Source organism: Halomonas sp. RT37, from assembly GCF_040070525.1.
Lineage (GTDB): Bacteria > Pseudomonadota > Gammaproteobacteria > Pseudomonadales > Halomonadaceae > Halomonas > Halomonas litopenaei.
Genome location: NZ_CP098827.1, coordinates 1 through 26447, shown reverse-complemented (window position 1 = coordinate 26447; position 26447 = coordinate 1). Strand labels below are relative to the sequence as shown.

Genomic DNA, 26447 nt, shown 5'->3' with positions numbered 1-26447 from the left:
GCCCGCAGAAACTGTCAGAAAGGGAGGAAGGCGGGGGCTACGTCAACCGCGAGAGGATGCCAGCAGCCGATCCAGGCCAGCGAGGGTGGCCTCCAGCGCACCCCGGTGGGTGTCGATGACACCTTGCCCGGCCTCGCTCAGCCGCTTGCGCTGTTCTGCATCCTCGAGCAGCGCGGCGACACGCTCGACCAGCTCGTCGGCGTCGGCGATCTCGACCAGCGCGCCGGCGTCTCTCAGCAACTGGGCCACGTCCTCGAAATTGTCGATATGCGGGCCGGTCACCACCGGCACACCCATCAGTGCGGGTTCGAGCAGATTGTGGCCACCGATGGGCACCAGACTGCCGCCGACGAAAGCCAGGTCCGCGGTGCCGTAGAGCGCCTGCAGCTCACCCATGCTGTCGCCAAGATAGATCTCTGCCCTGGCGCTGGGGACGCGTCCCCGGGAGCGTCTGACGGTCTCGAATCCGGCCTCCTGGCACAGCCTGGCGACCTCCTCGAAGCGCTGCGGATGTCGCGGCACCAGCACCAGCAGGATATCGGGAAAGCGCGCCTGTAGGCGTCGCTGGACCCCGAGCAGCAGCTCATCCTCACCGGGATGGGTGGACCCGGCGACCCAGATCGGGCGATGCCCGATAGCAGCGTGCAAGCGCTCACTCACCTTGAGAGATGCATCATCAAGGGCCATATCGAACTTCATCGATCCGACGACCTGGATGTGGTCGGACGCCATGCCCAGTTCGACGAAACGCTCGGCATCCTCGCCGGACTTGGCCGCCAACCAGTCGACACAAGCCAGCGCCTCGGCCATCAGCGGTCGCAGGCGCCGATAGCCCCGAAAGGCACGGGGCGACAGGCGGCCATTGACCACCGCGACCGGGATACCTCGCCTGGCGCAGGCCCTCAGCAGGTTCGGCCACAGTTCGGTCTCGAAGAAGATCGCCTGACGAGGGGCCAGACGCTGGACAAAGCGGCGCGCGGCGCCGGGAAAGTCGAGCGCCACGAAGACATGGCTCAGGGGAGCGGCCGCCTCCGCCTCGGGAACGTCGTCCACCAGCGAGAGCACTCGTTCGGCGCCGGTGGCGGTCATGGTGCTGACCACCAGTCGGTGATCGGGGTGGCGCAGGCGCAGGGCACGGATCAGCGGCCGTGCCGCCACCACCTCGCCCACCGAGGCGCAGTGCAGCCATAGCCGCGGACGCTCGTCGGCGAAGGGCCGCAGACAGCCCATCCGCTCGCCACGAGCGCGATCCGGCAGCTGTTCGCGCCAGACCCGTCGCCAGATCAGCGGCGACAGCAGCCCGATGGCGCCTGAGTAGGCGAGCCGCGGCCAGCTCACCCTCAGCTCTCGCGATCGAGGATGGTCGAGATCATGGCAGTGGTGGAGACGCCATCCTCGAAGCCGAGCACCTTGACCTCGCCCCCGGCGTCACGCACCGCTTCGCCGCCGGCGATATCCTCGGGCCGGTAGTCCCCGCCCTTGACCAGCACGTCCGGCAGCACCGATTCGATCAAGCGAGCCGGCGTATCCTCGGCGAAGGGCACTACCCAGTCCACCGCGCCGAGCCCGGCCAGCACCTGCATGCGGCGATTGAGCGGATTGATCGGCCGCTTGGGGCCCTTGAGCCGACGGATCGAGGCGTCGTCGTTGACCGCCACGATCAACCGGTCACCGAGCTGGCGGGCGTGCTCCAGGTAGGCCACGTGGCCGGCATGAAGAATGTCGAAGCAGCCGTTGGTCATCACCACCCGCTCGCCACGGGCCTGGGCGGCGCGCACCGCCAGCACCAGCGATGATTCCTCGATGACGCCGAATTCGGCCAGCTTGTCGCCGTGCAGTGCGGTGTAGAGCTCGGCGATGGACAGCGTCGCGGTGCCGGGCTTGGCCACCACCAGACCCGCCGCCAGATTGGACAAGGTCATGGCCTCGGCGAAGCCGTGGCCGGCGGCCAGTGCCAGGCCGAGTACCGCGATCACGGTGTCGCCGGCGCCGGTGACGTCGTAGACCTCACGGGCCCGGGTCGGCAGGTGCAAGGGGTCATGGCCTTCGCGAATCAGCGTCATGCCCTTCTCGCTGCGGGTGATCAACAGCGCCTCGAGCTCGAGCTCCTCGCGCAGCGCCTCGCCCTTGGTGGCCAGGATGTCGTCGCTGGGGCAGGGCCCGACCACCGCCTCGAACTCGGCCAGGTTGGGGGTGATCACGCTGGCACCACGATAGCGCCGGAAATCGCTGCCCTTGGGGTCCACCAGCACCCGCTTGCCGGCCCGGCGCATTTCCGGGATCACCATCTCGACGTTGGCCAGGGTGCCCTTGCCGTAGTCGGACAGGATGATCAGGTCGAAGTTGTCGGTGGCCTCGATCAGCCTGGGCGCCAGCTCCGAGGTGTCGATCTTGTCGAGTCCATCCTCGAAGTCCAGCCGGATCAACTGCTGGTTACGGCTCATCACCCTGAGCTTGGTAATCGTGGGCATGCCGGGAGTACGGTGAAAGTGAGTACTCACCCCCACTTCCTCCAGACGCGCGGTCAGACGGTCGGCATTGTCGTCGTCACCGACCAGCCCGGCCAAGGCTGCGTGGGCGCCCAGAGAGGCGATGTTCAACGCCACGTTGGCGGCACCGCCCGGACGATCCTCGCACTCTTCCACGCGCACCACCGGCACCGGGGCCTCCGGCGATATCCGGGAGGTGCCGCCGTGCCAGTAGCGGTCCAGCATGACGTCGCCCACCACCAGCACGCGGGAGCGCTCAAGCGCGGTCAGATCAAGCTTCATCGGGTGACTCCCTATCGAGGTCGGAGCGGTGTTGCGAGGCGGTGTCGGCGAGCAGGGTATCGAGTCGTTCGATCACGTCGTCGGCGCGAATCAGCGACATCGCATCGGGATGGCGGACCCGCTGGCCCCAGGTGATGGTGTCGGGATCCGCCTGGAGGAACTCCCGGACGGCGTCAGGGTAGCGATTGACCACGTAGTCGCGCCACAGGTAGGGCGCGGCGCGATCGGGGTTGGTGGTGGCAAACAGGCCCACCACCGGGGTAGCCAGGGCGTTGGCCATGTGCACCGGGCCGGAATCCGGGGCGATCACCCCCCGGGCGCGATCGATCAGCGCCAGCAGACCCTTGAGCGAGGTGGCGCCGATGGCGTCGATCACCGCCTCGGGGTGACACAGCGACTGAATGCGCGAGCCCATCTCGCGCTCCTGGGTACTGCCGCCCCCGGTCATCACCGTCTTCAGGCCAAACTGGGTCCAGGCGTGCTCCACCACGGCGGCGTAGCCTTCCGCCGACCAGTTGCGAAAGTTGCGCAGGCGCGGATTGGCACAGGGACTGATCAACAGGTAGGCGCTGTCGCCGGTGAGCTCCCTGGCCTCGGCGTAGGCGCTGTCCGGCACCGGCAATCGCCACTCCAGCGAGGTATCCTCGACTCCCAGCAGGCGCGCGAAGTCCATGAACGACTCCAGCACATGGGCCCGCTCACGCGGGGCCAGCTGACGGTGCGTGAACCAGTACTGACGGTCCTTGGCCCGCGCCGGGTCGAAGCCCACCCGCACCTTGGCCTTGAGTCCCAGCGACAGCACGCTGGCTCTAAGTGCCTGCTGCATGTGCAGCAGCACGTCGAAGCGGGTATCGGCCAGCTCGCGCCACAGCGCCCGCATGCCCTTGAAGCCGGTCGACTTGTCGTAGACGACGAACTCGACCCCTGACAGGCCGGTCAGTAGACTGTATTCGCCCTTGCCGACGATCCAGGTGATCCGCGCCTCGGGCCATTGGCGCTGCAGGGCTCGAACCGTGGGCACCAGATTGCACACGTCTCCCAGGGCAGAGAGACGCAGCACGCCGATGTGGGCAGGACGAGCGGGCAGAGGATGCTTCATGCGGTTGGCAACGTATCAGTCAGGAAAGGTGGGCATTTTATACGATGCCACCAGTTTATGTGACGCTGTACCGCGGCCACAAATCGGACCCGCTCTGCTGGCGCCAGAATACTGGCGCGAGGCAGGCCTGGTAACCGGACAGGCGCCGGGTCGCGGCCAGAGTCTGTTTCTCGAGGTGGGCGATCGTCAGTGGGTGCTGAGACCCTACCGCCGCGGCGGTCTCGTCGCCCGGCTATCGACCTCCCGTTACCTGTGGACCGGACTCGAACGCAGTCGCGCCTTTCGCGAAGTGCGTCTGACGGCGCGGCTTTACCAGGCCGGCCTGCCGGTGCCGCGGCCGGTGCTGGGAGGCATCGTTCGTCATGGCCCAAGCTACGAGGCCGCGCTGATTACCGAGCGCCTGCCGGCCACCCGAGCGTTGGCAGAGCATCTCGGCAGCGGTGATCTGGCCCCGGGCCTGCTCCATGAAGTGGGCCAGGTCATCCGACGCTTCCACGACCATGGCCTCGACCATGTCGACCTCAACGCCCGCAACCTGCTGGTCGACGACAGCGACCGGGTCTGGCTGATCGACCTAGACCGCTGTCGTCTGCGCGCCCCTGGCAAATGGCGCGAGGGCAATCTGGCGCGACTGGGACGTTCGCTGGTCCGCTTCTGCGTCGACGAGACGTCGGCCCAGCAGGCGCTCGAAGAGATCCGCCGCGGCTATAGCGACGCCTAGCCTGTAATCGATAGCGGCCTGTAATCGATAGGGGCCTTGATCGATAGCGGCCTGTGATCGCTTCTCGGCTCCAAAATACTCTTACAGCAACGTCCACAGCGATAGCGACCGCTTACCCATCTCTCTGAACAAGCGGTGTCGCTCGTCAGACGGCCGGCCGGCCAGCGAGCACGTCGTCATAGACCTGAGTCAGCCCCTGCACATGCTGCGACAGCAGGAAGTGCTGCTTGACCCGACGTCGCGCCTCTTCGCCCAGACGTCGCCTGAGCTCGCCATCTTGCGCCAATTCCAGCATGGCGGCGGCCCACTCGGAGGCGGATTCGGGGTCTGCCAGGCGGCCACTGTGAGCGTCGATCAACTCGGGGATGGCGCCACTACGCGAACCGATCACCGCCTTGCCGGCGGCCATGGCCTCGATCACGGTCAGGCCGAAGGCCTCGTTGCGCGACGGCACACAGACCACGTCAAGCACCTCGAACAACCGCGCCAGGTCACGCCGAAAGCCGGTAAAGGTGATGCGCTGCGACAGTCCCTGCTCGGCGACCAGCGCCTCGAGCTCGGCCACGTACTCCTCACGACTGCCCTCCTCGGCGCTGAGTCCACCGATGATGACCCCATGGACATCGAGCGTCGGATGCTCGGCGATCAGTCTCGCCAGGGCCTCGACGAACACCCGCTGGCCCTTGCCAGGCGTCAGTCGCCCCGCCACCCCGATGGTGGTGGCCGACGCCGGCAGCCCGAGGCTTGCGCGCAGGGCGCGCCGCTCGCCGGCGTCCAGACGCGGCGCCAGCGGCGCCGGATCGATCCCCAGGTACAGTCGCTGGATACGCTCGGCCGGCAGGGCGAAGGCCTTGACGTTACGTCTCCGGGTCGCCTCGCTGATGGACAACAGCCGCGACACCCGTCCGTAGGCCCAGCGGTGATACAGGTCCTTCTTCGGCCGGGTGACCCCCATATGGTCGGTGAACACCACCTTTAGCCGCGGCCGCAAGGTCGCCAGCAGAGCTGCCAGGCGCAGGTCGCTGGACTTGTGGCAGTGCAACAGGCGGATGTCGTGACGGGCCAGGTACTCAAGCCACCGGCGCACACCGAAAAGCGCCGAGCCTCTGGAGCGGGCAGTCAGCGTCGGCACCCCGGCATCATCGAGGCTCCTGGCCACCCGCGACCCGCCCAGTGCCAGGGCATGCACCTGCCACCCCTGAGCGGCAAGCTCCGGTATAATCCTCGAAGGATACATTTCCAGTCCGCCCCAGCCGTCCGACAGGCAGATGTGCATGACCTTGTGACTCAAGGTGGTCTCCTTTCCGATAGCGGGGCTCGGGAGCCCAAATGACAGCAACGACGGCCTCGGCCGACGCTCGTGCCCCTCGACTGCTGGTGGTACGCAACGACAAGCTTGGCGATTTCATGCTCGCCTGGCCAGCACTCGCCGCCCTCAAGAAGGCCAGGCCCTCCCCTCATGTCAGCGTGCTGGTACCCGCCTATACGGCGCCGATGGCAAGGCTCTGCCCGTGGATCGACGACGTCGTCATCGACCCGGGTGAACAGGCGCCGAAGGATGCCCAGCGCGCCCTGCTGGCGACGCTGCGCCAGGGCGGTTTCACGGCGATGCTGACGCTCTACTCCACCACCCGCATCGGCTGGCTCGGCCTTCGCTCGGGGATCCCCCTGCGCATGGCGCCAGCCACCAAGTGGGCCCAGCTATTCTACAACCGTCGCGTCACCCAGCGCAGATCCCGTTCGGCCAAGCCTGAATACATCTACAATCTGGAACTGGCCGAGGCCATGATTCAGGCGCTGGGACTCTCGTCAGGACAGCCGTCGCAACAGCACCCCGCGCCCCCCTACTGGCCGCTGGCCCCGCAACAACGTGACGCTCAGCGTAGCGCGCTGGGCCAGGCGCTGGGGCTCGACGACACGCGCCCTTGGGTGTTCCTGCACCCGGGCAGCGGCGGCTCGGCGGTCAACCTGACTCCCGAGGCCTACGCCGGGCTTGCACAGGGTATCGATCGGCGCCTGGCCGAGTCGGGTGAGCGTCCGCCCCACTGGATACTTACCGCCGGCCCCGGCGAAGACGCCGTGGCCGAGGCCCTGGTCAAGACGCTGGACGAGGCTGGGCTCAGTGCTTACCGACAGCCGGCCTGCGCAGGGCTCGCCGACTTCGCTCGCAGTCTGGCGGCGGCCGACGCCTTTATCGCGGGTTCCACCGGCCCGCTGCACGTGGCAGGCTGTCTCAACCTGATCACCGTCGGCTTCTACCCGTCCCATCGCTCGGCCACCCCGCTGCGCTGGCAGACCTGCAACGACGCCGATCGGCGACTGGCGTTTCATCCACCGACGGATGCAGCTCACCAGGACATGTCGGCCATCGACCTGGAGGCCGCCGCCGCCGCCACTGCAGCTCGCCTGAGGAAGGTCAACCACCATCGGTCGACGGCATAGCAACAGCGTATCGGCGCATCCCACTCGCCACAGCGTATCGGTTGTTGGCACCAGCACCCCATCAAGCCCTTCGTATAGGCAGGCCCCATGACCCCGATTACCGGCATCATCATTACCCTCAACGAGCAGGACAACGTCGAGGAGGCCATCACCTCGCTGGCTCCGGTGTGCGACGAGGTGATCGTGGTCGATTCCGGCAGCAGCGATGACACCGTTGCCCGGGCCGAGGCCGCCGGCGCTAGAGTGATCCATCAGCCCTATCTGGGCGATGGCCCGCAGAAGGCCTTCGCCGTCCCCCAGGCGTCCCATGACTGGATCCTGGCGCTGGATGCCGACGAGCGCCTGGACGACGACGCCGTGGCGGCGATTCGCGAGCTGTCGCTGGACGACCCGCGCAAGGCCTATCGCTTCAAGCGTCGCAACTTCGCCGGCCGCCACTGGATTCGCGCGGCGGGTTTCTACCCGGACCCGGTGACCCGGCTGTACAACCGCACCACCTCGGGCTACCTGCCCAAGAAGGCGCACTCCTCGGTCCAGGCACCGGAGGTGGTCGACGTGGACGCCCATCTGCGTCACTTCACCTACCGTGACCTGTCCCACTGGATGCAGCGCATCGATCAACTGTCGACCCGCGACGCCTGGGCGATGAAGGAACGTGGTGTCACCCCCTCGTCGACTCGTCCCACGCTGCACGCGATGACCGCCATGCTGCGCAAGCTGGTGCTCAAGGGCGGGCTGCTGCAGGGCCAGGATGGCATGACCGTCGCCATCACGACGGCATTCCATGCGTACATGAAGTATGCAAAGCTGAACGAACTGTACGAGAACGAGCGAGCCGATCGCTGATTCGTATCGGTTTCACGGAACGACACCTGGCGCCTCGATCATGCCCCTGCACCGCCCCGCCACCTCGACCTGGCTTCGCTGGGCCGTCCATCTGATTCTCGGCCTGTCCGTGGGCCATGCCCTGGTCATGGTCACCCGACTGCCCGGCTGGTGCCTGCCGCTGCCGGCACTGGTGTGGTGTGCCCTGGCCGGATGGAAACGCTGGGGCGCACCACCTCCACCACGGCTGCGGGTGCAGGTGATCCCCTGGGCGCTGGCGCCACTGGCCTTCTGGGGCATCTACGTCTACCTGGCCAACAGCTTCGGCCAGGTGGACATGGGCGCGGTCTATTTCCACCTGCAGGCGGGCATTGCCAAGCACGGCGGCAGCGAGCGCAGCGTGGCGGCGATACTGTACACCGCAGCCATGTTGCTGATTCTGGCGGCCTACACCTGGCTGGTGCGAGCCGACTACCGCTGGCAACGCTGGGACCACTGGCTGGCCTTCGTACTGCTGGTCGCCAATCCGATGTTCTACTCCATGGGCCAGCGCGGCGCGGCGGTGGTCACCGATCCCGGCACCTGGCTGGAGCGTCGCTACGTCGAACCGGTGATCCTCAAGGCGCCACCGCAGCCTCCCAACCTGCTGTTGATCTACCTGGAGAGCCTCGAGCGTACCTACGCCGACGAGGCCCGTTTCGGCGACGCCTACGCCGACCTGGCCGCGTTGGAAGCGGATGCGGTGGTGTTCGACAACGTTCGTCAGCTCGACAACACCGGCTGGACCATGGCCGGCATGATCGCCAGCCAGTGCGGCACACCGCTGATGCCCGCCGGCCTGCTCCACGACAGCCAGTTCGAGCCGCTGCACCACGTGGTACCCGGAGTCGCCTGCCTGGGAGATCTGCTCGCGGGGCTTGGCTACCGCCAGACCTTCATGGGCGGCGCCAGCACTGAATTCGCCGGCAAGGGGCTGTTCTACGAAGACCACGCCTACGACCGCGTGCTGGGGCGCGAGCAGCTTGCAGGCCGCCTCGACGACCCGGACTACCTCAATAGCTGGGGCCTCTACGACGACAGTCTGTACGCCATGGCGGAAGAGGAAGCAAAGCGCCTGGATCGTCAGGACGGTCCCTGGAACCTGACCGTGCTCAATCTGACCGCCCACGCCCCGGCGGGCTATCCGGCCAGGGCCTGCCAGGCCAATCAGGGCGAGCACGACGGTGTGGATATCCTGTACGCGGTGAAATGCTCGGCCTGGCTGACCCGCCGGCTGATCCAGCGCCTTGGCGACCAGGGTCTGCTGGAGGACACCCTGGTGGTGATTGCCAGCGACCATCTGACCATGCGTGTCTCGGCCTGGGATCAGCTGATTCAGACGCCTCGCACCAACACCCTGATGATGATGGGCAATGCGCTGACGCCCCAACGCATCTCGACCACCGCCACCACCATGGACACCCTGCCGACGCTGCTGGAGGCGATGGGCTTCACCATCGACTGGCACCGCGCCGGACTGGGCGTCTCGCTGTTCTCGAACGATCCGACCCTGGCCGAACGCTACGGCCTGGAAGCGCTCAACGGGTACATGCGTGAAGAAACCGCGCTGCAGCAGCGCTTGTGGCAAGGCCTGGCCCCGGCGTATCGCAACGACGGACAGCCCGATGCCCCACCCGAGGCACCCCAGCAGCCTTGACCTTGGTGTCTACCTGCCTGGGCGCCCATATGAAGAGTAGCGGCGACAGAGCGCCTGTATGACGGCCAGGACGACTGGACAAGGCTTCACCGACGACACCTTGCCCCGGATCACTCGTTGCTGGCGTCGATCCGGTTCGGGGCCTCGTCTGTCAGGATCGCCTCCAGCACGCTGTCCACAGTGATCTGCTTGAGGCAGTTGGTATGCCCGAGCGGGCAATGTCGCTCGAAGCAGGGCGAGCAGGACAAAGCCAGATAGTGAATCCGGGCGTTGTCGGTCAGCGGCGGCGTATAGGCCGGCGACGAGGAGCCATAGATCGCCTGGATACGCGTCCCTACCGCGGCGGCCACATGCATCAACCCGGAGTCATTGGTCACCACCTGACGACAGTCGCCAAGCAGGTCGACGGCATCCTCCAGGCGGGTCTCGCCACACAGGTTGTGGGCATGCTCGAGACCGGTCACGATCTCCTCGCCCGCCGCGTGATCCTTGGGCCCACCCAGCACCCTTACCTCGAACCCTTGAGCGATCAGCTCCCCGGCCAGGCGATGGAAGTAGGCCAGCGGCCACTGCTTGGCGGGGCCATATTCCGCCCCTGGCATCAGGCCAATGGCAGGACGCACGCCGAGTCGATGTTCATCATGCAACCGCGCCAGGTTGATCGCATCCTGACGCAGCCGTGGCTGGGGAATCTCGAAGTCGCCGACAGCGGCAGCGTCCGCCGGCAGCCCCAGCGAGACGAAGCGCTTGACGGTCTGGTCGAGCACGTCGCGCTGCAGCTCACGGCGCTCGCTCAACAGGCCAAACCGGTGCTCCCCGGTGAAGCCGGTTCGCCTGGGTATCCGCGCCAGAAAAGGCACCAGTGCCGACTTCCAGGAACGCGGCAGCACGATGGCATGATCGAAGCGTCCCTTGAGCGACCTGGCCAGCCGTCGTCGGGCGGAAAAGCCGAAGACGCCGTGTCCGACGGCCAGCTCGACGACCTCGTCGACCTCATCCATGCGCTCGAGGATCGGCCTCGACCAGGCAGGTGCCACCACCGCCAGGGCGGCGGCGCCCTGCTGCTTCAGCGCCTTGAACAACCCCTGGGCCATGACCATGTCACCGACCCAGCTGGGACCGACCACCAGCAGCCGCTGGCCCGCCAGCCGCGGCTGCGCCATGACCGGCGCAGCTTCAGCCATTCAACCACTCCAGGTAGCGGGTCACGCCCTCGGCCACGGTGTGGAATTCCTTGTCGTAGCCAGCCTCGCGCAGCCGCGAGATATCGGCACGGGTGTAGCTCTGGTATCGCCCCTTGAGCTCTTCCGGGAAGTCGATGTAGTCGATACGCCCCTTGCCGTAGAAGTCGATGACCGTCTCGCCGATGGTCTTGAACGGCTCGGCGCGGCCGGTACCGAGGTTGTAGATTCCCGACACCTCGGGGTTGTCCAGAAACCACAGATTGACGTCGACCACGTCGCCGACATAGACAAAGTCACGGCTCTGCATGCCCGCGTCGTAGCCGTCCCAGGCGCCGAACAGGCGCAGGTTCTCGCCGGCGCTGATCTGGGTGTGGTGATGGAAGGCCACGCTGGACATCTTGCCCTTGTGCTGCTCGCGGGGGCCGTAGACGTTGAAGTAGCGAAAGCCCACCACCTGGGTCTTGAGTTCGGCCTGGCGCGAGCGCACGTACTGGTCGAACAGCAGCTTGGAGTAGCCGTAGACGTTGAGCGGTTTCTCGTGCTCGGGGGACTCCACGAACACCTCGCTGCCGCCGTAGGTGGCCGCCGACGAGGCGTAGAGGAAGGGAATGCCCTCCTGCTCACAGAAGTGCAAAAGCTCCTTGGAGTAGGTGAAGTTGTTCTCCAGCATGAAGCGTCCATCCCACTCGGTGGTGTCCGAGCAGGCGCCTTCGTGGAAGATCGCCTCGATGGGCGGAAGCTGGTTCAGCTCGCCGCGCATGTGGGCCTTCACCCGGGACAGGAACTCGTCCTTGTCCATGTAGTCCCCGAGGGTCAGGTCCGCCAGGTTGACGAACTTGGTGCCGTCCCGCAGGTCATCCACCACCAGGATGTCGGTGCGCCCCCGGTCATTGAGGGCCTTGACCAGATTTGAACCGATGAAGCCGGCTCCGCCTGTCACTACGATCATGGGAAAACCTCTGTTGGCGCTGTGCCTATAACCGAATTGCCTGTGATTGTATACTTGACGGCTCGTGAATTCATGGCCAACGGTGCTTCCCAATGACACAGTCGACGCCAGACGTGGCAACCTTCCAGGGCCTGATCCTCGCCCTGCAACAGTACTGGGCCGAACAGGGCTGCGTGATCATGCAGCCGCTGGACATGGAAGTCGGTGCGGGCACCTTTCACCCGGCCACCTTCCTGCGCTCCATCGGACCCGAAACCTGGAACTCGGCGTACGTTCAGCCGTCTCGCCGTCCCACCGATGGCCGCTACGGCGAAAACCCCAATCGCCTGCAGCACTACTACCAGTTCCAGGTGGTCATGAAGCCCTCCCCGGCCAACCTCCAGGAACTGTATCTGGGGTCGCTTGAGCGTCTCGGCATCGACCCGCTGGTCCACGACATCCGCTTCGTCGAGGACAACTGGGAGTCACCGACCCTGGGTGCCTGGGGACTCGGCTGGGAGGTCTGGCTCAACGGCATGGAGGTGACCCAGTTCACCTACTTCCAGCAGGCCGGCGGCATCGAGTGCTTCCCGGTCACCGGTGAGCTGACCTACGGCCTCGAGCGCATCGCCATGTACCTTCAGGACGTGGACAGCGTCTACGACCTGGTATGGACCATCGCGCCCGACGGCTCCCGCGTTACCTACGGTGACGTCTACCTGCAGAACGAGCGCGAGCAGTCCACCTACAACTTCGAGCATGCCGACGTGGACGCCCTGTTCGGCAACTTCGACCACCAGGAAAGCGAGTGCCAGAAGCTGCTCGCCGCCAACCTGCCGCTGCCGGCCTACGAGCAGGTACTCAAGGCCTCCCACACCTTCAATATGCTCGACGCCCGTCACGCCATCTCGGTCACCGAACGCCAGCGCTATATCCTGCGCGTGCGCACCATGGCCCGCGACGTGGCCCACGCCTACTACGCCTCACGCAAGGCGGCCGGTTTCCCGCTGGCCCCGGAAGCGCTGCGACGTGAACTTCTCGACGACGAACCCCTTGCCGCACAGGGAGACGCATAAGCATGGCCGCCCACACCCTCTTGCTTGAACTCGGCGTGGAAGAACTTCCGCCGGGAGCCATCGACACTCTCTCCGACGCCTTCGCCGAGGGCGTGCGTCGCGGCCTCGCCGATGCCGGCGTCGACTTCCAGGGCGTCACCGCCTACGCCTCCCCCCGCCGGCTGGCGGTGCGGGTCGAGGCACTGGCCGACAAGCAGCCCGACCGCGACGTCGAAAAACGCGGCCCTGCCCTGGCGGCAGCCTTCAAGGATGGCGAGCCAACCAAGGCAGCCCAGGGTTTTGCTCGCTCCTGCGGCGTCAGCGTCGACGACCTGATCCATCTGGAGACCGACAAGGGCACCTGGCTCGGCTACCGCGAGCAGCAACAGGGCGAGGCCACCGTCGCCCTGCTGCCCGCCATCATCGACAAGGCTGTGGCGGCCCTGCCGGTGCCCAAGAACATGCGCTGGGGCGCTTCCCGCATCGAGTTCTCCCGCCCGGTTCACTGGCTGGTAGCGCTCTACGGTGACCAGATCGTACCCGCCACGGTGCTGGGCCTTGAGGCCGGCCGCGAGACCCGCGGACACCGCTTCCACGCCCCCGAGGCCATCGCCCTGAAACATGCCGACGACTACCTCGGCGCCCTGGAGGATGCCTGGGTGCTGGCCGATCGCAGCAAGCGTCGCGAGCGCATTCGCGAACAGGTACTGGCCGAGGCAGAACTGCTCGAAGCCACCGCCGTCATCGACGAGGACCTGCTGGAAGAAGTCAGCGGTCTGGTCGAGTGGCCGGTGGCGTTGACCGGCAGCTTCGACGAGCGTTTCCTCGAGGTGCCGGCGGAATGCCTGATCTCGTCGATGAAGGCCAACCAGAAGTACTTCCACCTGCTGGATGCGGACGGCAAGCTCAAGCCCGCCTTCATTACCGTGTCCAATATCGACAGCCGCGAGCCGGACAAGGTCATCGCCGGCAACGAGAAGGTGATTCGCCCTCGTCTGGCCGATGCCGCCTTCTTCTACGAGACCGACCGCAAACGCCCGCTCGCCGAGCGCATCGAGGGCCTCTCCAGCGTGGTGTTCCAGAAGCAGCTCGGGACCCTCGCCGACAAGGCCAGACGCAGTGCCAACGTGGCCGCGCACATCGCCAGCCGGACCGGCGGTGACGAGTCCCGCGCTCGCCGTGCTGCGGCCCTGGCCAAGTGTGATCTGGTCACCGAAATGGTGCTCGAGTTCCCGGAGCTTCAGGGCATCATGGGGCGCTACTACGCCGAGCACGATGGCGAAGACGCCGAGGTCGCACGCGCGCTGGAAGAACAGTACCTGCCGCGGTTTGCCAGCGACGCCATCCCCCAGACCCTGACCGGTCAGGCCCTGGCCATCGCCGATCGCCTGGATACCATCACCGGGATCTTCGGCATCGGCCAGCGCCCCAGCGGTACCAAGGACCCCTTCGCCCTGCGCCGCGCTTCCATCGGCGTGCTCAATATCCTGGTCAAGGGTGAGCTGGATCTGGACCTGCGCGAGCTGCTCGAGCTCGCCGTGGCCCAGCATGAGGCGCTGCCCAAGGCAGACGGCCTGGTCGATGACGTCCTTGGCTACATGCTCGATCGCTTCCGTGCCTGGGCCCAGGACGAAGGGATCGGTGCCGAGGTTTACCTGGCGGTGCGTGCACGCCCGGTGACCCGCCCGCTGGACTTCGCCCGTCGCCTGCGCGCCGTGGCGCAGTTCGCCACGCGTGATGAAGCCGCCGCCCTGGCCGCCGCCAACAAGCGTGTCGGCAACATCCTGTCCAAGCAAGATCACGATGGACGCACCGAGGTCGACGAGAGCCTGCTCTCCGAGAACGCCGAGAAGGCCCTCAAGAACGCCGTGGCAGCCTGCCAGGAGCAGGTCGCTCCGCTGTTCCAGCAAGCCCGCTACAGCGACGCTCTGGACGTGCTGGCAAGCCTTCGGGCACCGGTCGATGCCTTCTTTGACCAGGTGATGGTCATGGCCGAGGACGAAGCCGTTCGTGCCAATCGTCTGGCCCTGCTGGCAAGCCTCCAGGCGCTGTTCCTCGAAGTAGCGGATATCGCCGAACTGCAGCAGTAATCCAGCCCCTGGTGGCAACGAGGCCGGTCCCGCAAGGGGCCGGCCTTTTTTTGTATCGACAGGCTGAGCCCGCCCGGCACGCCACCCCACGGCCCCAAACCTTCCGGAACCCTTCAGCGGGGATGCCACAGCCGCTACGAACGCAGGAGTGAGCCAATGGGATGTCGCCTGGAGAGTCAAACCTGGCGATGCAGAGTGTGGCACTCGCCACCGACGTTTCACGTGGAACATTGCCCAGATAGAAAGCGCCGGCGGCGACAATGTTTCACGTGGAACATACAGGAGTACAAGCAAGGGCAGGCTCTCGTGTTTCACGTGAAACCCACCCCGCTTGATGTACCCCCAGTACGCCGCCTGGAGCTTGTACCCCCGACGCCAGCCCTGAGCCTCACGCTCGCTGCTTTTCTTGGCGCCCGCCTCCGTCGCTTTACTCAGCGCCCCGCCCCCGCCGCCTTACTCAGCGCCCCGCCTCCGCCGCCTTACTCAGCGCCCCGACTCTGCCGCCTTACTCAGCGCCCCGATTCCGCCGCTCTACTCAGCGCCCCGCCTCTGCCGCCTTACTCAGCGCCCCGATTCCGCCGCTCTACTCAGTGCCCCGCCTCTGCCGCCTTACTCAGCGCCCCGATTCCGCCGCTCTACTCAGCGCCCCGCCTCCGCCGCGCTACTCTGAGCCCCGCCTCCGCCGCTTTACTCTGAGCCCCGCCTCCGCCGCCTTACTCAGCGCCCCGATTCCGCCGCTCTACTCAGCGATACTTTCCGCCAGCCGCTGATCCATGATCACCAGCGTCTTGCCCAGTTCGAGATCATTGTCTTGCGAGTCCGTTGCCGGCAGGCCCACGCTCGGGTGACGGTCGGCTATGGTGCCCGAACGCAAGCCACTGCCCACGGCGCCGTTGGCGAGCCACTCAGGCAAGTCGTCGGCGCTCAGACGACGTCCGATAGCGGGCCTGAGTCCGTGGCGATCCATATAGCGGAGCATGGCCTCCAGGTCATCACGGCTGCCGACGCTGATCCCTTCCAGATGCAGCAACTTGCGAATCGCCGGTCCCACCAGATCACCCTCGACACGGCCACTTTCGAGAAAGCCCACCAGGGCGATACGCCCATTGGTAGCCATTGACGGCAGAATGGCATCGACCAGAAACTGCCCGCCCACCACATCGATGGCACGCCCTACGCCCACGGACTCGGTGATGGCCATCACCTGGGACGCCACGTCGGCCGCCCCGCCCTCCCGACCGATCACCGCGACCGCGCCTAAATCCCTGAGCCGTGATGCCAGAGCGGGTCGCGACGTCACCACGATAGGCCGAGCACCGGCCGCCGCCGCCAGCTGCAAGGCCTGCAGCGACACGTTGCCGGTTCCCGCCAACAGCAGGTAACGGCCCTGCAGTTCATCCAGGTCGCCAAGCGCCTTCCAGGCCGTGACGCCGGAGATCGCCAATGCAGCGGCTTGATCGAGCCGCCAGCCAGATGGCACGGCAACCAGCGCACGACGCGGAACGATGACCTCCTCCGACAACCAGCCATCACCAGGACCGCCCAGCTTTGAGGCGTGATAGGACTCCCTGAAAGCTCCAGATATCCAATCGACGGTGTAGTGACCGAGCACCGGTTGTCCCACCTCGAGATCAACGACATCCCCTCCCGTTTCCAGCACCACCCCGGAGCCTTCAGACAGCGGCACGAAGGGGCGTGGCATCTGCGGCAGATAGCTTCCGTCCTGCAGCGCCCTGTCGCGGTAGTTCAGCCCCACCGCAGCGACCCTGACACGCACTTCTTCACTGGCCAGGTCACGGCGTGCTACCTGGTATTCATGGATTCCTTCAGGCCCCACCCTGTCAGAGCGGAATTGACGAAAGTGACGTAGCGATACCAATGGGCGTAGACGAGCTTCCAGTAACATGGGAACAACCTCCTCGTTGGTCTTCCCCTATCCTGGCCCGTCCGAGACCAGCGCAGTAGCGAAGCTCACGGAGTACTGTCTTGCGCTAGACTCAACAATTAGGCCCCGAGTCAGAGCCGTCTCGCGCCGCACCGGCGCCCATCGACCCTGGCCCCATGGCGACTCGTGCAATGACCAACCCCCTGCCTCTGGACGAGAGTGCACCATGCCATCCCATCACGACACACTGGTCGCTGGACTGCTTGCCCTGGTTGAAGTGGCAAGATATGGCTCACTGCGCGCGGCCGGCGAGCAACTCAACCTCACCAGCGGCGCGGTCAGCCGTCGCCTCGATGCCCTGGAGTCTCGGCTCGGGACGAAGCTGTTGCACCGGACCACCCGTGAGGTTTCCCTGACCCTGGCGGGCCGCACCTACCTGGAACGCGCCGTCCCTGCTCTACGGTTACTCGACAAGGCGGCGGATACCTTGCAGGACATCAGTGACCGACCGCGAGGACTGATCCGCCTATCACTACCGGTCAATTTCGGCCGAATCCATATTGCGCCCTTCCTCCCCGAATTTCTCGATCGTCATCCAGACATTGAAGTGGACGCTGACTTCGACGATCGCTTTGTCGATATCGCCTCGTCCGGGCACGATCTGGCAGTGCGAGTCGGGGTGCTCGAGAACTCTCGCTTGGTCGCCCATCCCTTGGCCGCAGATCAGCGCATGCTGGTGGCGTCGAGGGCCTATCTTCAACGCCAGGGTGTACCGCGTCACCCACTGGACCTGCTGCACCACAACTGCCTTCACTACACACGGTTCCAGGGTATTCAGCGCTGGCCACTTCGCCGTGGCGACGAGGTTCACAACGTGCCGGTCAGCGGAAGCTACAGAGCGAACTATGGGCACGCACTGGTGATCGCGGCAGAGGCAGGTATAGGCATCCTTCATACCTCCCGTTCCATCGTCGGGGCCTCGCTGGAAGCCGGCAGGTTGCTCCCCGTGCTCGAGGACTGGTCGCTGCCGGACATCAGCATCCACGCGCTGCTTCCAGGACGGGATCCGCCAATGCGGGTACGAGCATTGCTCGATCACCTGAAGGACTCGATACCCACAGCACTGGCGACAGCCGGCGCGACAGGTTTGCACACCGACAAGACGTCGCCCCCCCTTTCGGACTAGGTTGTTGCCAGCGACAACTAAGGGGCTGGGGTCGCAGCGATCCGTGGCTTACTGAATACGGAGGAGCCTGGGATAGTTGTCGCTGGAATGGGCTTGCGACACCCTTGTATGAGCCCCTTGCATGAGACCCTTGCAACGCCCTCGACATGGCGGGAACAGCACGAGCTTCCGCTAGGGCTTGTCTGAAAAGTGCCTGCGCTCGGTAATACGGCGTTAAAAATCGGATCAACATGCTCATTTACACCCCGTAAACTGCGCTTTCTCACCGATTTTTGCCTTGTCTAACCTTCGCTCGTCGACTTTTCGGACAGCGCCTAGCAAGGGGTGAGACAGACAGCAACAGCAACAGCAACAGCGCAGGGTTGGTAAAAACTGCGACCTGGGCCACAGACACGGCCTCGTCAGCACCTGATTGTTTCACGTGAAACATGCCCCTACACTGGGCCGATTGCGTGACAGCAACCACCCTTACCCATCGCATAGACCAGGTAGACCCATGGCCCCACGACTCGTCATTCTCGACCGTGACGGAGTGATCAATCAGGACTCCGACAACTATATCAAGTCGCTCGCCGAGTGGGTCCCCTACCCCAGCGCCATCACCGCCATCGCCCGTTTGTCCCAACAGGGCTGGACCGTCGCTGTTGCCACCAACCAGTCAGGCATCGCGCGAGGCTACTACGATGAGGCGACGCTGGAGTCCATGCACACCAGGATGCTGAGCCTGGTGGAGGCCGAAGGCGGTCGAATCGAGCATATCGCCTACTGCCCTCACATTAGCGAGGACCGCTGTGATTGCCGCAAGCCCTTGCCCGGTCTGCTCCGCCAGATTCAGGATGCGCTTGCACTCGACAGCCTGGAAGGCGCCTGGATGGTGGGCGACAGCTACCGGGATCTCGAGGCAGGCGCTGCCGTGGGCTGCCGCCTTGCATTGGTACGTACCGGCAAGGGCGAGCGCACACTAGCCAAGCATCCAGAACTTGGCCGGACAGACAGCGAGGCAGAGGTCCATGACGATCTCGCTGGTTTTGTCGATCAACTGCTGCAAGGAAACCTGGATACCTGAAACGACCCTGCATCAGGCTCGCCCCCTCGTCAGCCCTCGGCGAGCCTCCGGGCCTGGCCGCCGACGTGACTCTCCCTTCATCTATCTGCAACTGCCGAGCCCCATGTTTCACGTGAAACATGGCGGCTCGCATTCTTCGTATATCAACGTCCAAACAACAAGTTAGAACACGGGAAAGCTCTTGCGACTTACCCGCCCGGGAGGTCATGGTGCTCAAATGTCGGTCTTTCCGTGATGACTGCGAGTGCAATGTATCGAGCCCCCTCCGGTATCACAGAGCCCCATCCGGACACGCTCCCGCACGTTCCATATAGTGCGACAACCAAGGCACCCGTCTTAAGCGAGAGACTCATCAGGCCCCAAATAACATGACGTGGATAACAAGACGCGAGTAACAAGATCCAGTCAGCAAGACACAGATGGCAAGATGCGGATAGCCAGACACGGTCCCAGCCTTGGAATCTCAGGTCTGATGCCGTGATGTTTCACGGGAAACGTTGCGGAGGAGCGAGGTCATAGACGCAGCCCGACGATGGATTGTCGTACGCTCTCGTCTGTCCCCCCCCCTTCCCACCATCCCTTCCCCCCCTTCCAACAGCTCCTTCCAACAACACCTCCATTCCTCCCTTTCTGATTCCCTCCTTCCATCCCCTTCTTTGAGATGACGCCAGCAGTATCGATACGCCGCCTTTCCGACCACTTCACATGTCAGCGCGCACGCCAGATACCTTTCTCCGAGTATCTGCCTGAAGCTCGGGTACTCCCCCGTACTCGGCACGAATGCTGATATCGACCAGACATTTGATATCAAAGAGGCGAGGAGTTCTGGCTTGAGCGGTTGGACCTTATATCGCCAGATGTTTCACGTGAAACGTGCAAGCCGCGCCGCTGTCCTCAAGCACCTGCCCACCGTGCAACCGCCATGGAGACACCGCGCCTTCGTCTTTCCTCTACTGACGTCCACTGACTTCCATCGGACACACCGCGCCCACTCACCACCCACTCACCGCGTTCGCCAACAGAATCGGGCGACCACAGCCCATGGCGTGCGGTCAGATGTGTAGCTGCTCATTCGCGATACACCCTCGCCGGATGGCAATAGAAGCCTGGTGCACCCCGCCCTCTCATATCGGGCCTTTCAAGAAACCAGCCACCCAACCATCCGGCCGCTGGCAAACTACTGATACTAGAAAAGAAAAAACCCCGATCCTGAAGATCGGGGTTTTGTCGCGTGATGTTTCACGTGAAACATCGAGGCCATGGGCCTGGGACTTCCTGCTGCACTAGATGTCCAGATTGGCCACCAGAGCGTTGCGCTCGATAAAGTCACGACGCGGTTCGACTTCATCACCCATCAGGGTGTTGAACATCATGTCGGCGGCGACGGCATCTTCGATGGAAACCCGCAGCATACGACGCGTATTGGGATCCATGGTGGTTTCCCACAACTGCTCCGGGTTCATCTCGCCCAGCCCCTTGTAGCGCTGGATCGACAGACCACGCTGTGCCTCGTTCATAAGCCAGTCCAGCGCCTCATAGAAGGTCTTGACCGGCTTCTTGCGCTCACCACGGGCGATATAGGCGCTCTCTTCCAGCAGCCCGTCCAGTGTCTCGCCGAGGCCAGCGATCGCGCGATAGTCAGCGCTGGTGAAGAAGTCCAGGCCCCAGACGTAGTCGGTGGTCACGCCATGGGCAATCAAGGTGACCGCCGGCAGGAAGAACCCGCGTTCATTGTCTTCCTGCAACGAGAAGGTGTAACGCGGCCCCCCCTCGTAGGCCACCAGATCGTCCATTTCCTTCTGCAGGAACTCGATCCAGTTCTGCATGGTGCCGCGATCACGAAGGCTGTTTTCGCCGTCAAGATGTGCCGCATGGACGATCTTGCGCAGCACCTCGCTGGGATAGACCCGCGACAGACGATCGATGCGCTTCATCACATCACGGTACTGGTTCACCAGAGTCTCAAGCTGAGCCCCGCTGATTCCTGGCGCATCTTCACTGACGCACAACCGCGCACCGTCCAGGGCGGTGGTGGTCAGGTAGTCGATCATCGCCTGCTCATCCTTGAGGTAGAGCTCCTGCTTGCCACGCTTGATCTTGTACAGCGGCGGCTGGGCGATAAACACATGCCCGCGTTCGATCAACTCCGCCATCTGACGGAAGAAGAACGTCAACAGCAGGGTACGAATATGCGAACCGTCCACGTCCGCATCGGTCATGATGATGATCGAGTGATAGCGCAGCTTGTCCGGATTGAACTCCTCACGGCCGATACCGCAGCCCAGGGCAGTGATGAGCGTCCCGACTTCCGCCGACGACAGCATCTTGTCGAAGCGTGCCTTCTCGACGTTGAGTATCTTGCCCTTGAGCGGCAGGATAGCCTGGGTACGCCGATCACGCCCCTGCTTGGCACTACCCCCGGCCGAGTCACCCTCGACCAGGTAGAGTTCTGACAGTCCGGGGTCCTTTTCCTGACAGTCGGCCAGTTTGCCGGGCAGCCCTGCGATGTCCAGGGCGCCCTTGCGGCGGGTCATATCGCGCGCCTTGCGCGCCGCCTCGCGGGCCCTGGCAGCGTCCAGCATCTTGTTGACGATGGCCTTTGCTTCGTTGGGCTTCTCTACCAGATACTCCGAGAAAGACCGCCCAAGTTCCTGTTCTACCGCAGTTTTTACCTCAGAAGAGACCAGCTTGTCCTTGGTCTGGGAGGAAAACTTCGGGTCCGGCACCTTGACCGAGATGATCGCGGTCAGGCCCTCACGGGCGTCGTCACCGGAGGTGTTCACCTTGGTCTTCTTCAGCAACCCTTCCGCTTCAATATAATGATTGAGCGTACGAGTCAGTGAAGCGCGGAAACCGGCCAGGTGGGTACCGCCATCCCGCTGAGGGATGTTGTTGGTGTAGCAGAAGATGTTCTCGGCGAAGGTATCGTTCCACTGCATCGCCACCTCGACCGCCACGCCATCTTCCCGCTCCACATTGAAGTGGAAGACGGGGTTGAGAACGGTCTTGTTGGTGTTGAGGTGGTCGACGAAGGCCTTCAGGCCACCTTCATAGTGAAACAGCTCTTCCTTGCCGCTACGCTCGTCCAGCAGGCGGATAGCCACACCAGAATTCAGAAACGACAGCTCACGCAGACGCTTGGCCAGAATATCGTAGTGAAACTCGATATTGGCGAAGGTCTCGGGAGACGGACGGAAGTGCACCCGCGAACCGGTCTGCTCGGTCTGCCCCACCACAGCCAGCGGCGACTCGGGAACACCGTGACGATAGATCTGCTCGTGGACCTTGCCGGCACGCCAGATGGTCAGCTTGAGCTCTTCAGACAGCGCATTGACCACCGAGACACCGACGCCGTGCAGGCCGCCAGATACCTTGTAGGAGTTGTCATCGAACTTACCGCCCGCGTGCAACACCGTCATGATCACTTCGGCCGCCGATACGCCTTCCTCTTCATGAATATCGGTAGGAATGCCACGGCCATTGTCACTGACGGTGATCGACTCATCCGGATGGATGATCACCCTGATCTCGCTACAGTGGCCGGCCAGCGCTTCGTCGATGGAGTTGTCCACCAGCTCGAACACCATGTGATGCAGGCCGGTACCATCATCGGTATCGCCGATGTACATCCCGGGCCGCTTGCGTACGGCATCCAGGCCTTTCAGTACCTTGATGCTCGATGAGTCGTAAGCATGTTCGCTCATTGACCACTCCGTCGTGAAGTCTGTCTGTCTATGGCCTGCAGCTGGCCGAAGCCGTCAGCGTCTTGTTTCACGTGAAACATTGCCATCGGCGTATCGGGTTGCCACAGGTCGGCCAGTACCTCGTGATCCACGCTGGTGATGAAGGCCTGGCAGCGCATCCGCTCCAGCCACTGGCAAAAGATCCTTCGGTGGTTCTGGTCCAGTTCGGCGGGCAGATCGTCGATCAAGTAGAGACAGGTCCTGCCTGTCATCTTCTCGAGTAACCGTCCCTGGGCAAGCTTCAGTGCGCTCACGACGAGTTTCTGTTGTCCTCGTGAAAGCACTTCGACCGCTGGTCGTCTGCCGAGTCGAATCGCCAGATCCGCTCGCTGGGGCCCCTGCTGGGTAAAGCCCATCTGACGATCGGTGTCGCGTCCCTGCTCGAGCACCTCGGCCAGATCTCGCTGTCGATCCCAGCCACGGCTATAGCGCAGCGTCAGCGATGGCAGTGAAATCAGCCCTTCCAGCGTTTCCTCGAATACCGGGATAAAGGTATCGATCCATTCCCTGCGCAGGATGTCCATGCGCTCGCCCGAAAGCGCCAGCTCATGCTCCCACACTGACAGGGATTGAGGCTCCATTCTACCATGCCTGAGCAGGGCATTCCGATGTTTCAGGGCGCGACGGAAACGCTGCCAGGCCTGCAGGAAGTCATGTTTCACGTGAAACACTCCCCAATCCAGGAACTCCCTCCTGCCGGCGGGAGATCCCTCCAGCAGGCGGAATGCGTCGGGGTTGATCAACTGCAGGGGCAGGGTCTCCACCAGACGAGACACCCTGTCGAGTCGCTCACCGCCAATGCGCAGCGTCAATTCGCGCTCCTGACGCAGGCGGCGCAAGCCGATCGATACAGGGGGATCACCGGCAAGGCGGCCATGCAGGACAAGGGCGTCAGCATCGTGGTGGAGTACCTGGGACAGCCGACGCGCCCGAAAGGACCGCCCCATGCCCAGCAGGTGGATACCTTCGAGCAGGCTGGTCTTGCCGCTGCCGTTGCTTCCAGTGATCAGGTTGATCCCGGAAGATGGTGAAATATCAAAGGCCTGCAAGTTTCGCAGGCCTTGAAACATCAAGCGGTCTAGCGCCATGGAAAGGCCTTGCTGGCAATGAATACCGTCACAGGCGCATCGGCATCACGACATAGAGGGCATCGCCGCCACCGGGTTCTTCCATCAGCGCACTGCTGTTGGGATCGCCCAGCGTCATCTGCACGCGATCCTCACCCACGGCGTTGAGCACGTCGATCAGATAGCCGACGTTGAAGCCGATCTCCATGGCCGGCCCGCTGTATTCGATCGCGATGTTTTCCTCGGCCTCTTCCTGCTCCGGGTTGTTGGCCATCACCCTCAGGTTGCCCTCTTCCAGATTCAGCCGTACCCCACGGTACTTCTCGTTGGAGAGGATGGCGGTACGCGACAGCACCTGACGCAACTCCGAACGTTCGGCGATGAAGACCTTGTCGCCGCCCTTGGGCACGACCCGCTCGTAGTCCGGGAACTTGCCGTCCACCAGCTTGGAGGTGAAGGTGAAGTCCCCGGTGTGAGCACGGATATGGGTAGAGCCCAGGGTCAGGCTGACAGGCTCTTCAGAATCGTCGAGCAGCCGTACCAGTTCGAGTACACCCTTGCGCGGAACGATCAGCTTCTGGGCCGACTCAATGTTGATCTCCACGGGTCGAGAGCTGACCGCCAGGCGGTGGCCGTCGGTAGCCACGGTGCGGACCAGGTTCGGGGCGAACTCCAGCAGCAGGCCATTCAGATAGTAGCGAACGTCCTGCTGCGCCATGGCGAAGGAGGTGGCGTCGATCAGCTGCTTGAGGGTCCCCCGCGGCAACGCCAGTTCGACACTGCTCTGACCATCTTCAATATTCGGAAACTCGGCGACCGGAAGCGTGGACAGGGTAAAGCGTGAACGGCCACTGCGCAGCACGGCCCGCCCGTCCTCGATGGACAGCTCCAGCTCGGACTGGTCTGGCAAGGACTTGCAGATGTCCATCAGCTTGCGCGCGGGCACCGTGATGGCGCCAGGCTCATCCACCTGGCTGGCCACGGTGCGGCCGACCAGTTCGACTTCCAGGTCGGTGCCGGTCAAGGCGACCTCGTCCTGTTCGACCTGGATCAGCACGTTGGAGAGCACCGGTAACGTCTGACGGCGCTCGACCACACCGGCCACCAGCGTCAGCGGGCGCAGCAGCGCTTCGCGGGAGATGGAAAATTTCATGTCGGCTCCACTTCTTGTCCGGGAGAGTGAGACGGTCACGCGGTTGATGACGTAGAGACGTTAACTGGTCAAAAGCCGCAACAGATTCTTGTAGTCTTCACGAATATCGGCGCTTTCTTCCTGCAGCGCCTGCACCTTGCGACAGGCATGTAGCACGGTGGTGTGGTCTCGGCCGCCGAAGGCGTCGCCGATTTCCGGAAGACTGTGATTGGTCAGTTCCTTGGCCAGGGCCATGGCGACCTGTCGCGGGCGCGCCACGGAGCGTGAACGCCGCTTGGACAGCAGGTCCGCCAGCTTGATCTTGTAGTACTCCGCCACGGTACGCTGGATGTTGTCCACGCCTACCTGCTTGTCCTGCAGAGCGAGCAGATCCTTGAGCGATTCGCGGATGAAGTCCTGGGTGATCGACTTGCCCATGAAGTGGGAATCGGCGATGACCTTCTTCAGCGCCCCTTCCAGTTCACGCACGTTGGAGCGAATCTTCTGGGCGATGAAGAAAGCCGCATCATGGGGTAGATCCACCTTGGCCTGGTCGGCCTTCTTCATCAGGATCGCCACCCGAGTCTCGAGCTCAGGCGGCTCTATCGCCACCGTCAGCCCCCAGCCAAAACGGGACTTGAGGCGCTCCTCGACGCCGCTGATTTCCTTCGGATAGCGATCCGAGGTCAGGATCATCTGCTGGCCACCCTCAAGCAAGGCATTGAAGGTGTGGAAGAACTCCTCCTGGGAGCGCTCCTTGCCGGCGAAGAACTGGATGTCATCGATCAACAGGGCGTCGACGCTGCGATAGAAGCGCTTGAAGTCATTGATGGCGTTGAGCTGAAGGGCCTTGACCATATCGGCGACGAAGCGCTCCGAGTGAAGATACACCACCCGAGCGTTCTCGCGACGCCCCGCCAGGGCATTGCCCACCGCATGCATCAGGTGGGTCTTACCGAGGCCGACGCCACCATACAGAAACAGCGGGTTGTAGGCTCCCCCAGGGTTCTCCGACACCTGGCGGGATGCCGCCCTGGCAAGCTGGTTGGACTTGCCCTCGACAAACGTCTCGAAGGTGAAGTTGGGATTCAGGCCACTGGAGTGCTTGAGACTGCCCTCGACCTGAACCTGACGTTCACCACCGGGTGGACGCGTGACCGGCGCCTCACCGCCTTCGTCGCGCAGGCGGTCGACCTCGCGCTCATCCCCCACATCGCCGCGGGAGCTGGTGTGCACGGCCGCCGAGCGGGCCGGAGCGGCGGAGACAGGATCGCCGAGTTCGCGAGTCTGGGGTGGGGCCGGCGCAGCACGACGACTGCCCACCGTCAGCATCACCTTGGGCGGCTTGGCCGGCGCCAACTCCCGCATCAGTTCACTGATACGCTTGGCGTACTTGTCACTGACCCAATCGCGCACGAAGCGGTTGGGTGCCAGCAGCCTGAGCTGATTGGACTCCCCTTCTTCCGCCTGCAGAGGGCGAATCCAGGTGTTGAACTGCTGCGAGCTCAGTTCATCCTGAAGGGTTTGTAGACACTGTTGCCAGAGAGCGAGCGACAC

At 64.0% G+C, this 26447-nt stretch carries 19 protein-coding genes; 8 read left to right on the top strand and 11 right to left on the bottom strand.

Features of this window, described 5'->3' with window-relative positions:
- Positions 1-42: 42 nt before the first annotated feature.
- From waaA to NFG58_RS00085, 3 genes are read right to left on the bottom strand one after another with little or no spacing between them, the layout of a single operon-like run.
- A complete protein-coding gene (waaA, locus tag NFG58_RS00095) occupies positions 43-1338 on the bottom strand; it encodes a lipid IV(A) 3-deoxy-D-manno-octulosonic acid transferase (RefSeq protein ID WP_348827353.1) in 1296 nt (431 codons plus the stop codon).
- Positions 1339-1340: 2 nt separating this feature from the next.
- Entirely contained in the window at positions 1341-2771 is a 1431-nt protein-coding gene (gene hldE, locus NFG58_RS00090) for a bifunctional D-glycero-beta-D-manno-heptose-7-phosphate kinase/D-glycero-beta-D-manno-heptose 1-phosphate adenylyltransferase HldE (RefSeq protein ID WP_348827352.1), read from the bottom strand.
- Positions 2761-3870 (bottom strand): glycosyltransferase family 9 protein, encoded by a 1110-nt coding sequence (locus tag NFG58_RS00085; protein WP_348827351.1) that lies wholly within the window; start codon positions 3868-3870, stop codon positions 2761-2763. The genes hldE and NFG58_RS00085 overlap by 11 nt, the downstream gene beginning before the upstream one ends.
- On the opposite strand from NFG58_RS00085, the gene NFG58_RS00080 reads away from it, so the two are divergent.
- The gene (locus tag NFG58_RS00080; protein WP_348827350.1) at positions 3869-4591 is read left to right on the top strand and encodes a 3-deoxy-D-manno-octulosonic acid kinase; all 723 of its coding nucleotides are present in this window, start codon (positions 3869-3871) and stop codon (positions 4589-4591) included. The two genes, NFG58_RS00085 and NFG58_RS00080, sit on opposite strands and share 2 nt — an antisense overlap.
- A 145-nt stretch (positions 4592-4736) precedes the next feature.
- Here NFG58_RS00080 and NFG58_RS00075 read toward each other — a convergent pair whose 3' ends face one another.
- The gene (locus tag NFG58_RS00075) at positions 4737-5882 is read right to left on the bottom strand and encodes a glycosyltransferase family 4 protein (protein ID WP_348827349.1); all 1146 of its coding nucleotides are present in this window, start codon (positions 5880-5882) and stop codon (positions 4737-4739) included.
- Positions 5883-5920: 38 nt separating this feature from the next.
- Here NFG58_RS00075 and NFG58_RS00070 point away from each other — a divergent pair, with 38 nt between their 5' ends.
- The 3 genes from NFG58_RS00070 (at position 5921) to NFG58_RS00060 (ending at position 9554) form a co-directional block, all read left to right on the top strand.
- The gene (locus NFG58_RS00070) at positions 5921-7033 is read left to right on the top strand and encodes a glycosyltransferase family 9 protein (RefSeq protein ID WP_348827348.1); all 1113 of its coding nucleotides are present in this window, start codon (positions 5921-5923) and stop codon (positions 7031-7033) included.
- A gap of 87 nt (positions 7034-7120) precedes the next feature.
- Positions 7121-7879 (top strand): glycosyltransferase family 2 protein, encoded by a 759-nt coding sequence (locus tag NFG58_RS00065; protein WP_348827347.1) that lies wholly within the window; start codon positions 7121-7123, stop codon positions 7877-7879.
- Positions 7880-7919: 40 nt separating this feature from the next.
- Complete coding sequence (locus NFG58_RS00060) at positions 7920-9554, top strand: sulfatase-like hydrolase/transferase (RefSeq protein WP_045990972.1); 1635 nt, start codon at positions 7920-7922, stop codon at positions 9552-9554.
- A 110-nt stretch (positions 9555-9664) separates the two neighbouring features.
- On the opposite strand, the gene waaF is transcribed toward NFG58_RS00060, so the two are convergent.
- On the bottom strand, positions 9665-10717 hold the full coding sequence (gene waaF, locus NFG58_RS00055) for a lipopolysaccharide heptosyltransferase II (protein WP_348828150.1): 1053 nt from the start codon (positions 10715-10717) through the stop codon (positions 9665-9667).
- A 13-nt stretch (positions 10718-10730) separates the two neighbouring features.
- Positions 10731-11687, bottom strand: coding sequence for an ADP-glyceromanno-heptose 6-epimerase (gene rfaD / locus NFG58_RS00050; protein WP_108131940.1), 957 nt, complete (start codon positions 11685-11687; stop codon positions 10731-10733).
- A 92-nt stretch (positions 11688-11779) separates the two neighbouring features.
- Here rfaD and glyQ point away from each other — a divergent pair, with 92 nt between their 5' ends.
- Both glyQ and glyS read left to right on the top strand, forming a co-directional pair.
- Positions 11780-12742 carry a glycine--tRNA ligase subunit alpha gene (gene glyQ, locus NFG58_RS00045; RefSeq protein ID WP_108131941.1) on the top strand — a complete coding sequence of 321 codons (963 nt, stop codon included), beginning with the start codon at positions 11780-11782 and terminating at the stop codon, positions 12740-12742.
- A 2-nt stretch (positions 12743-12744) separates the two neighbouring features.
- Positions 12745-14811, top strand: coding sequence for a glycine--tRNA ligase subunit beta (gene glyS / locus NFG58_RS00040; protein WP_348827346.1), 2067 nt, complete (start codon positions 12745-12747; stop codon positions 14809-14811).
- 739 nt (positions 14812-15550) lie between these two features.
- On the opposite strand, the gene NFG58_RS00035 is transcribed toward glyS, so the two are convergent.
- Positions 15551-16717 carry a zinc-binding dehydrogenase gene (locus NFG58_RS00035; protein WP_348827345.1) on the bottom strand — a complete coding sequence of 389 codons (1167 nt, stop codon included), beginning with the start codon at positions 16715-16717 and terminating at the stop codon, positions 15551-15553.
- A gap of 205 nt (positions 16718-16922) precedes the next feature.
- On the opposite strand from NFG58_RS00035, the gene NFG58_RS00030 reads away from it, so the two are divergent.
- Both NFG58_RS00030 and gmhB read left to right on the top strand, forming a co-directional pair.
- Positions 16923-17882 (top strand): LysR family transcriptional regulator, encoded by a 960-nt coding sequence (locus NFG58_RS00030; protein WP_348827344.1) that lies wholly within the window; start codon positions 16923-16925, stop codon positions 17880-17882.
- Between the two features lie 496 nt (positions 17883-18378).
- Positions 18379-18948, top strand: coding sequence for a D-glycero-beta-D-manno-heptose 1,7-bisphosphate 7-phosphatase (gene gmhB, locus NFG58_RS00025; protein WP_348827343.1), 570 nt, complete (start codon positions 18379-18381; stop codon positions 18946-18948).
- 1283 nt (positions 18949-20231) lie between these two features.
- Here gmhB and gyrB read toward each other — a convergent pair.
- Genes gyrB through dnaA form a run of 4 tightly spaced genes read right to left on the bottom strand, consistent with a single transcriptional unit; the run spans position 20232 to position 26447 of the window.
- Positions 20232-22652: a DNA topoisomerase (ATP-hydrolyzing) subunit B gene (gyrB, locus tag NFG58_RS00020; RefSeq protein WP_045995091.1), complete on the bottom strand. Its 2421-nt coding sequence runs from the start codon at positions 22650-22652 to the stop codon at positions 20232-20234.
- The gene (recF, locus tag NFG58_RS00015) at positions 22649-23779 is read right to left on the bottom strand and encodes a DNA replication/repair protein RecF (RefSeq protein ID WP_253554791.1); all 1131 of its coding nucleotides are present in this window, start codon (positions 23777-23779) and stop codon (positions 22649-22651) included. The genes gyrB and recF overlap by 4 nt, the downstream gene beginning before the upstream one ends.
- Positions 23780-23807: 28 nt before the next feature.
- The gene (dnaN, locus tag NFG58_RS00010) at positions 23808-24911 is read right to left on the bottom strand and encodes a DNA polymerase III subunit beta (protein ID WP_045995089.1); all 1104 of its coding nucleotides are present in this window, start codon (positions 24909-24911) and stop codon (positions 23808-23810) included.
- Positions 24912-24971: 60 nt separating this feature from the next.
- Positions 24972-26447, bottom strand: a complete 1476-nt coding sequence (dnaA, locus tag NFG58_RS00005; RefSeq protein ID WP_045995088.1) for a chromosomal replication initiator protein DnaA — start codon at positions 26445-26447, stop codon at positions 24972-24974.

Coding starts and splice junctions, on each gene's coding strand:
- NFG58_RS00085 (WP_348827351.1), bottom strand. CDS start 3,870: ATGAAGCATCCTCTGCCCGCTCGTCCTGCCCACATCGGCGTGCTGCGT.
- glyQ (WP_108131941.1), top strand. CDS start 11,780: ATGACACAGTCGACGCCAGACGTGGCAACCTTCCAGGGCCTGATCCTC.
- NFG58_RS00065 (WP_348827347.1), top strand. CDS start 7,121: ATGACCCCGATTACCGGCATCATCATTACCCTCAACGAGCAGGACAAC.
- waaF (WP_348828150.1), bottom strand. CDS start 10,717: ATGGCGCAGCCGCGGCTGGCGGGCCAGCGGCTGCTGGTGGTCGGTCCC.
- NFG58_RS00030 (WP_348827344.1), top strand. CDS start 16,923: ATGCCATCCCATCACGACACACTGGTCGCTGGACTGCTTGCCCTGGTT.
- NFG58_RS00080 (WP_348827350.1), top strand. CDS start 3,869: ATGCGGTTGGCAACGTATCAGTCAGGAAAGGTGGGCATTTTATACGAT.
- NFG58_RS00060 (WP_045990972.1), top strand. CDS start 7,920: ATGCCCCTGCACCGCCCCGCCACCTCGACCTGGCTTCGCTGGGCCGTC.
- recF (WP_253554791.1), bottom strand. CDS start 23,779: ATGGCGCTAGACCGCTTGATGTTTCAAGGCCTGCGAAACTTGCAGGCC.
- NFG58_RS00070 (WP_348827348.1), top strand. CDS start 5,921: ATGACAGCAACGACGGCCTCGGCCGACGCTCGTGCCCCTCGACTGCTG.
- rfaD (WP_108131940.1), bottom strand. CDS start 11,687: ATGATCGTAGTGACAGGCGGAGCCGGCTTCATCGGTTCAAATCTGGTC.
- hldE (WP_348827352.1), bottom strand. CDS start 2,771: ATGAAGCTTGATCTGACCGCGCTTGAGCGCTCCCGCGTGCTGGTGGTG.
- dnaN (WP_045995089.1), bottom strand. CDS start 24,911: ATGAAATTTTCCATCTCCCGCGAAGCGCTGCTGCGCCCGCTGACGCTG.
- gyrB (WP_045995091.1), bottom strand. CDS start 22,652: ATGAGCGAACATGCTTACGACTCATCGAGCATCAAGGTACTGAAAGGC.
- NFG58_RS00035 (WP_348827345.1), bottom strand. CDS start 16,717: ATGTTACTGGAAGCTCGTCTACGCCCATTGGTATCGCTACGTCACTTT.
- glyS (WP_348827346.1), top strand. CDS start 12,745: ATGGCCGCCCACACCCTCTTGCTTGAACTCGGCGTGGAAGAACTTCCG.
- gmhB (WP_348827343.1), top strand. CDS start 18,379: ATGGCCCCACGACTCGTCATTCTCGACCGTGACGGAGTGATCAATCAG.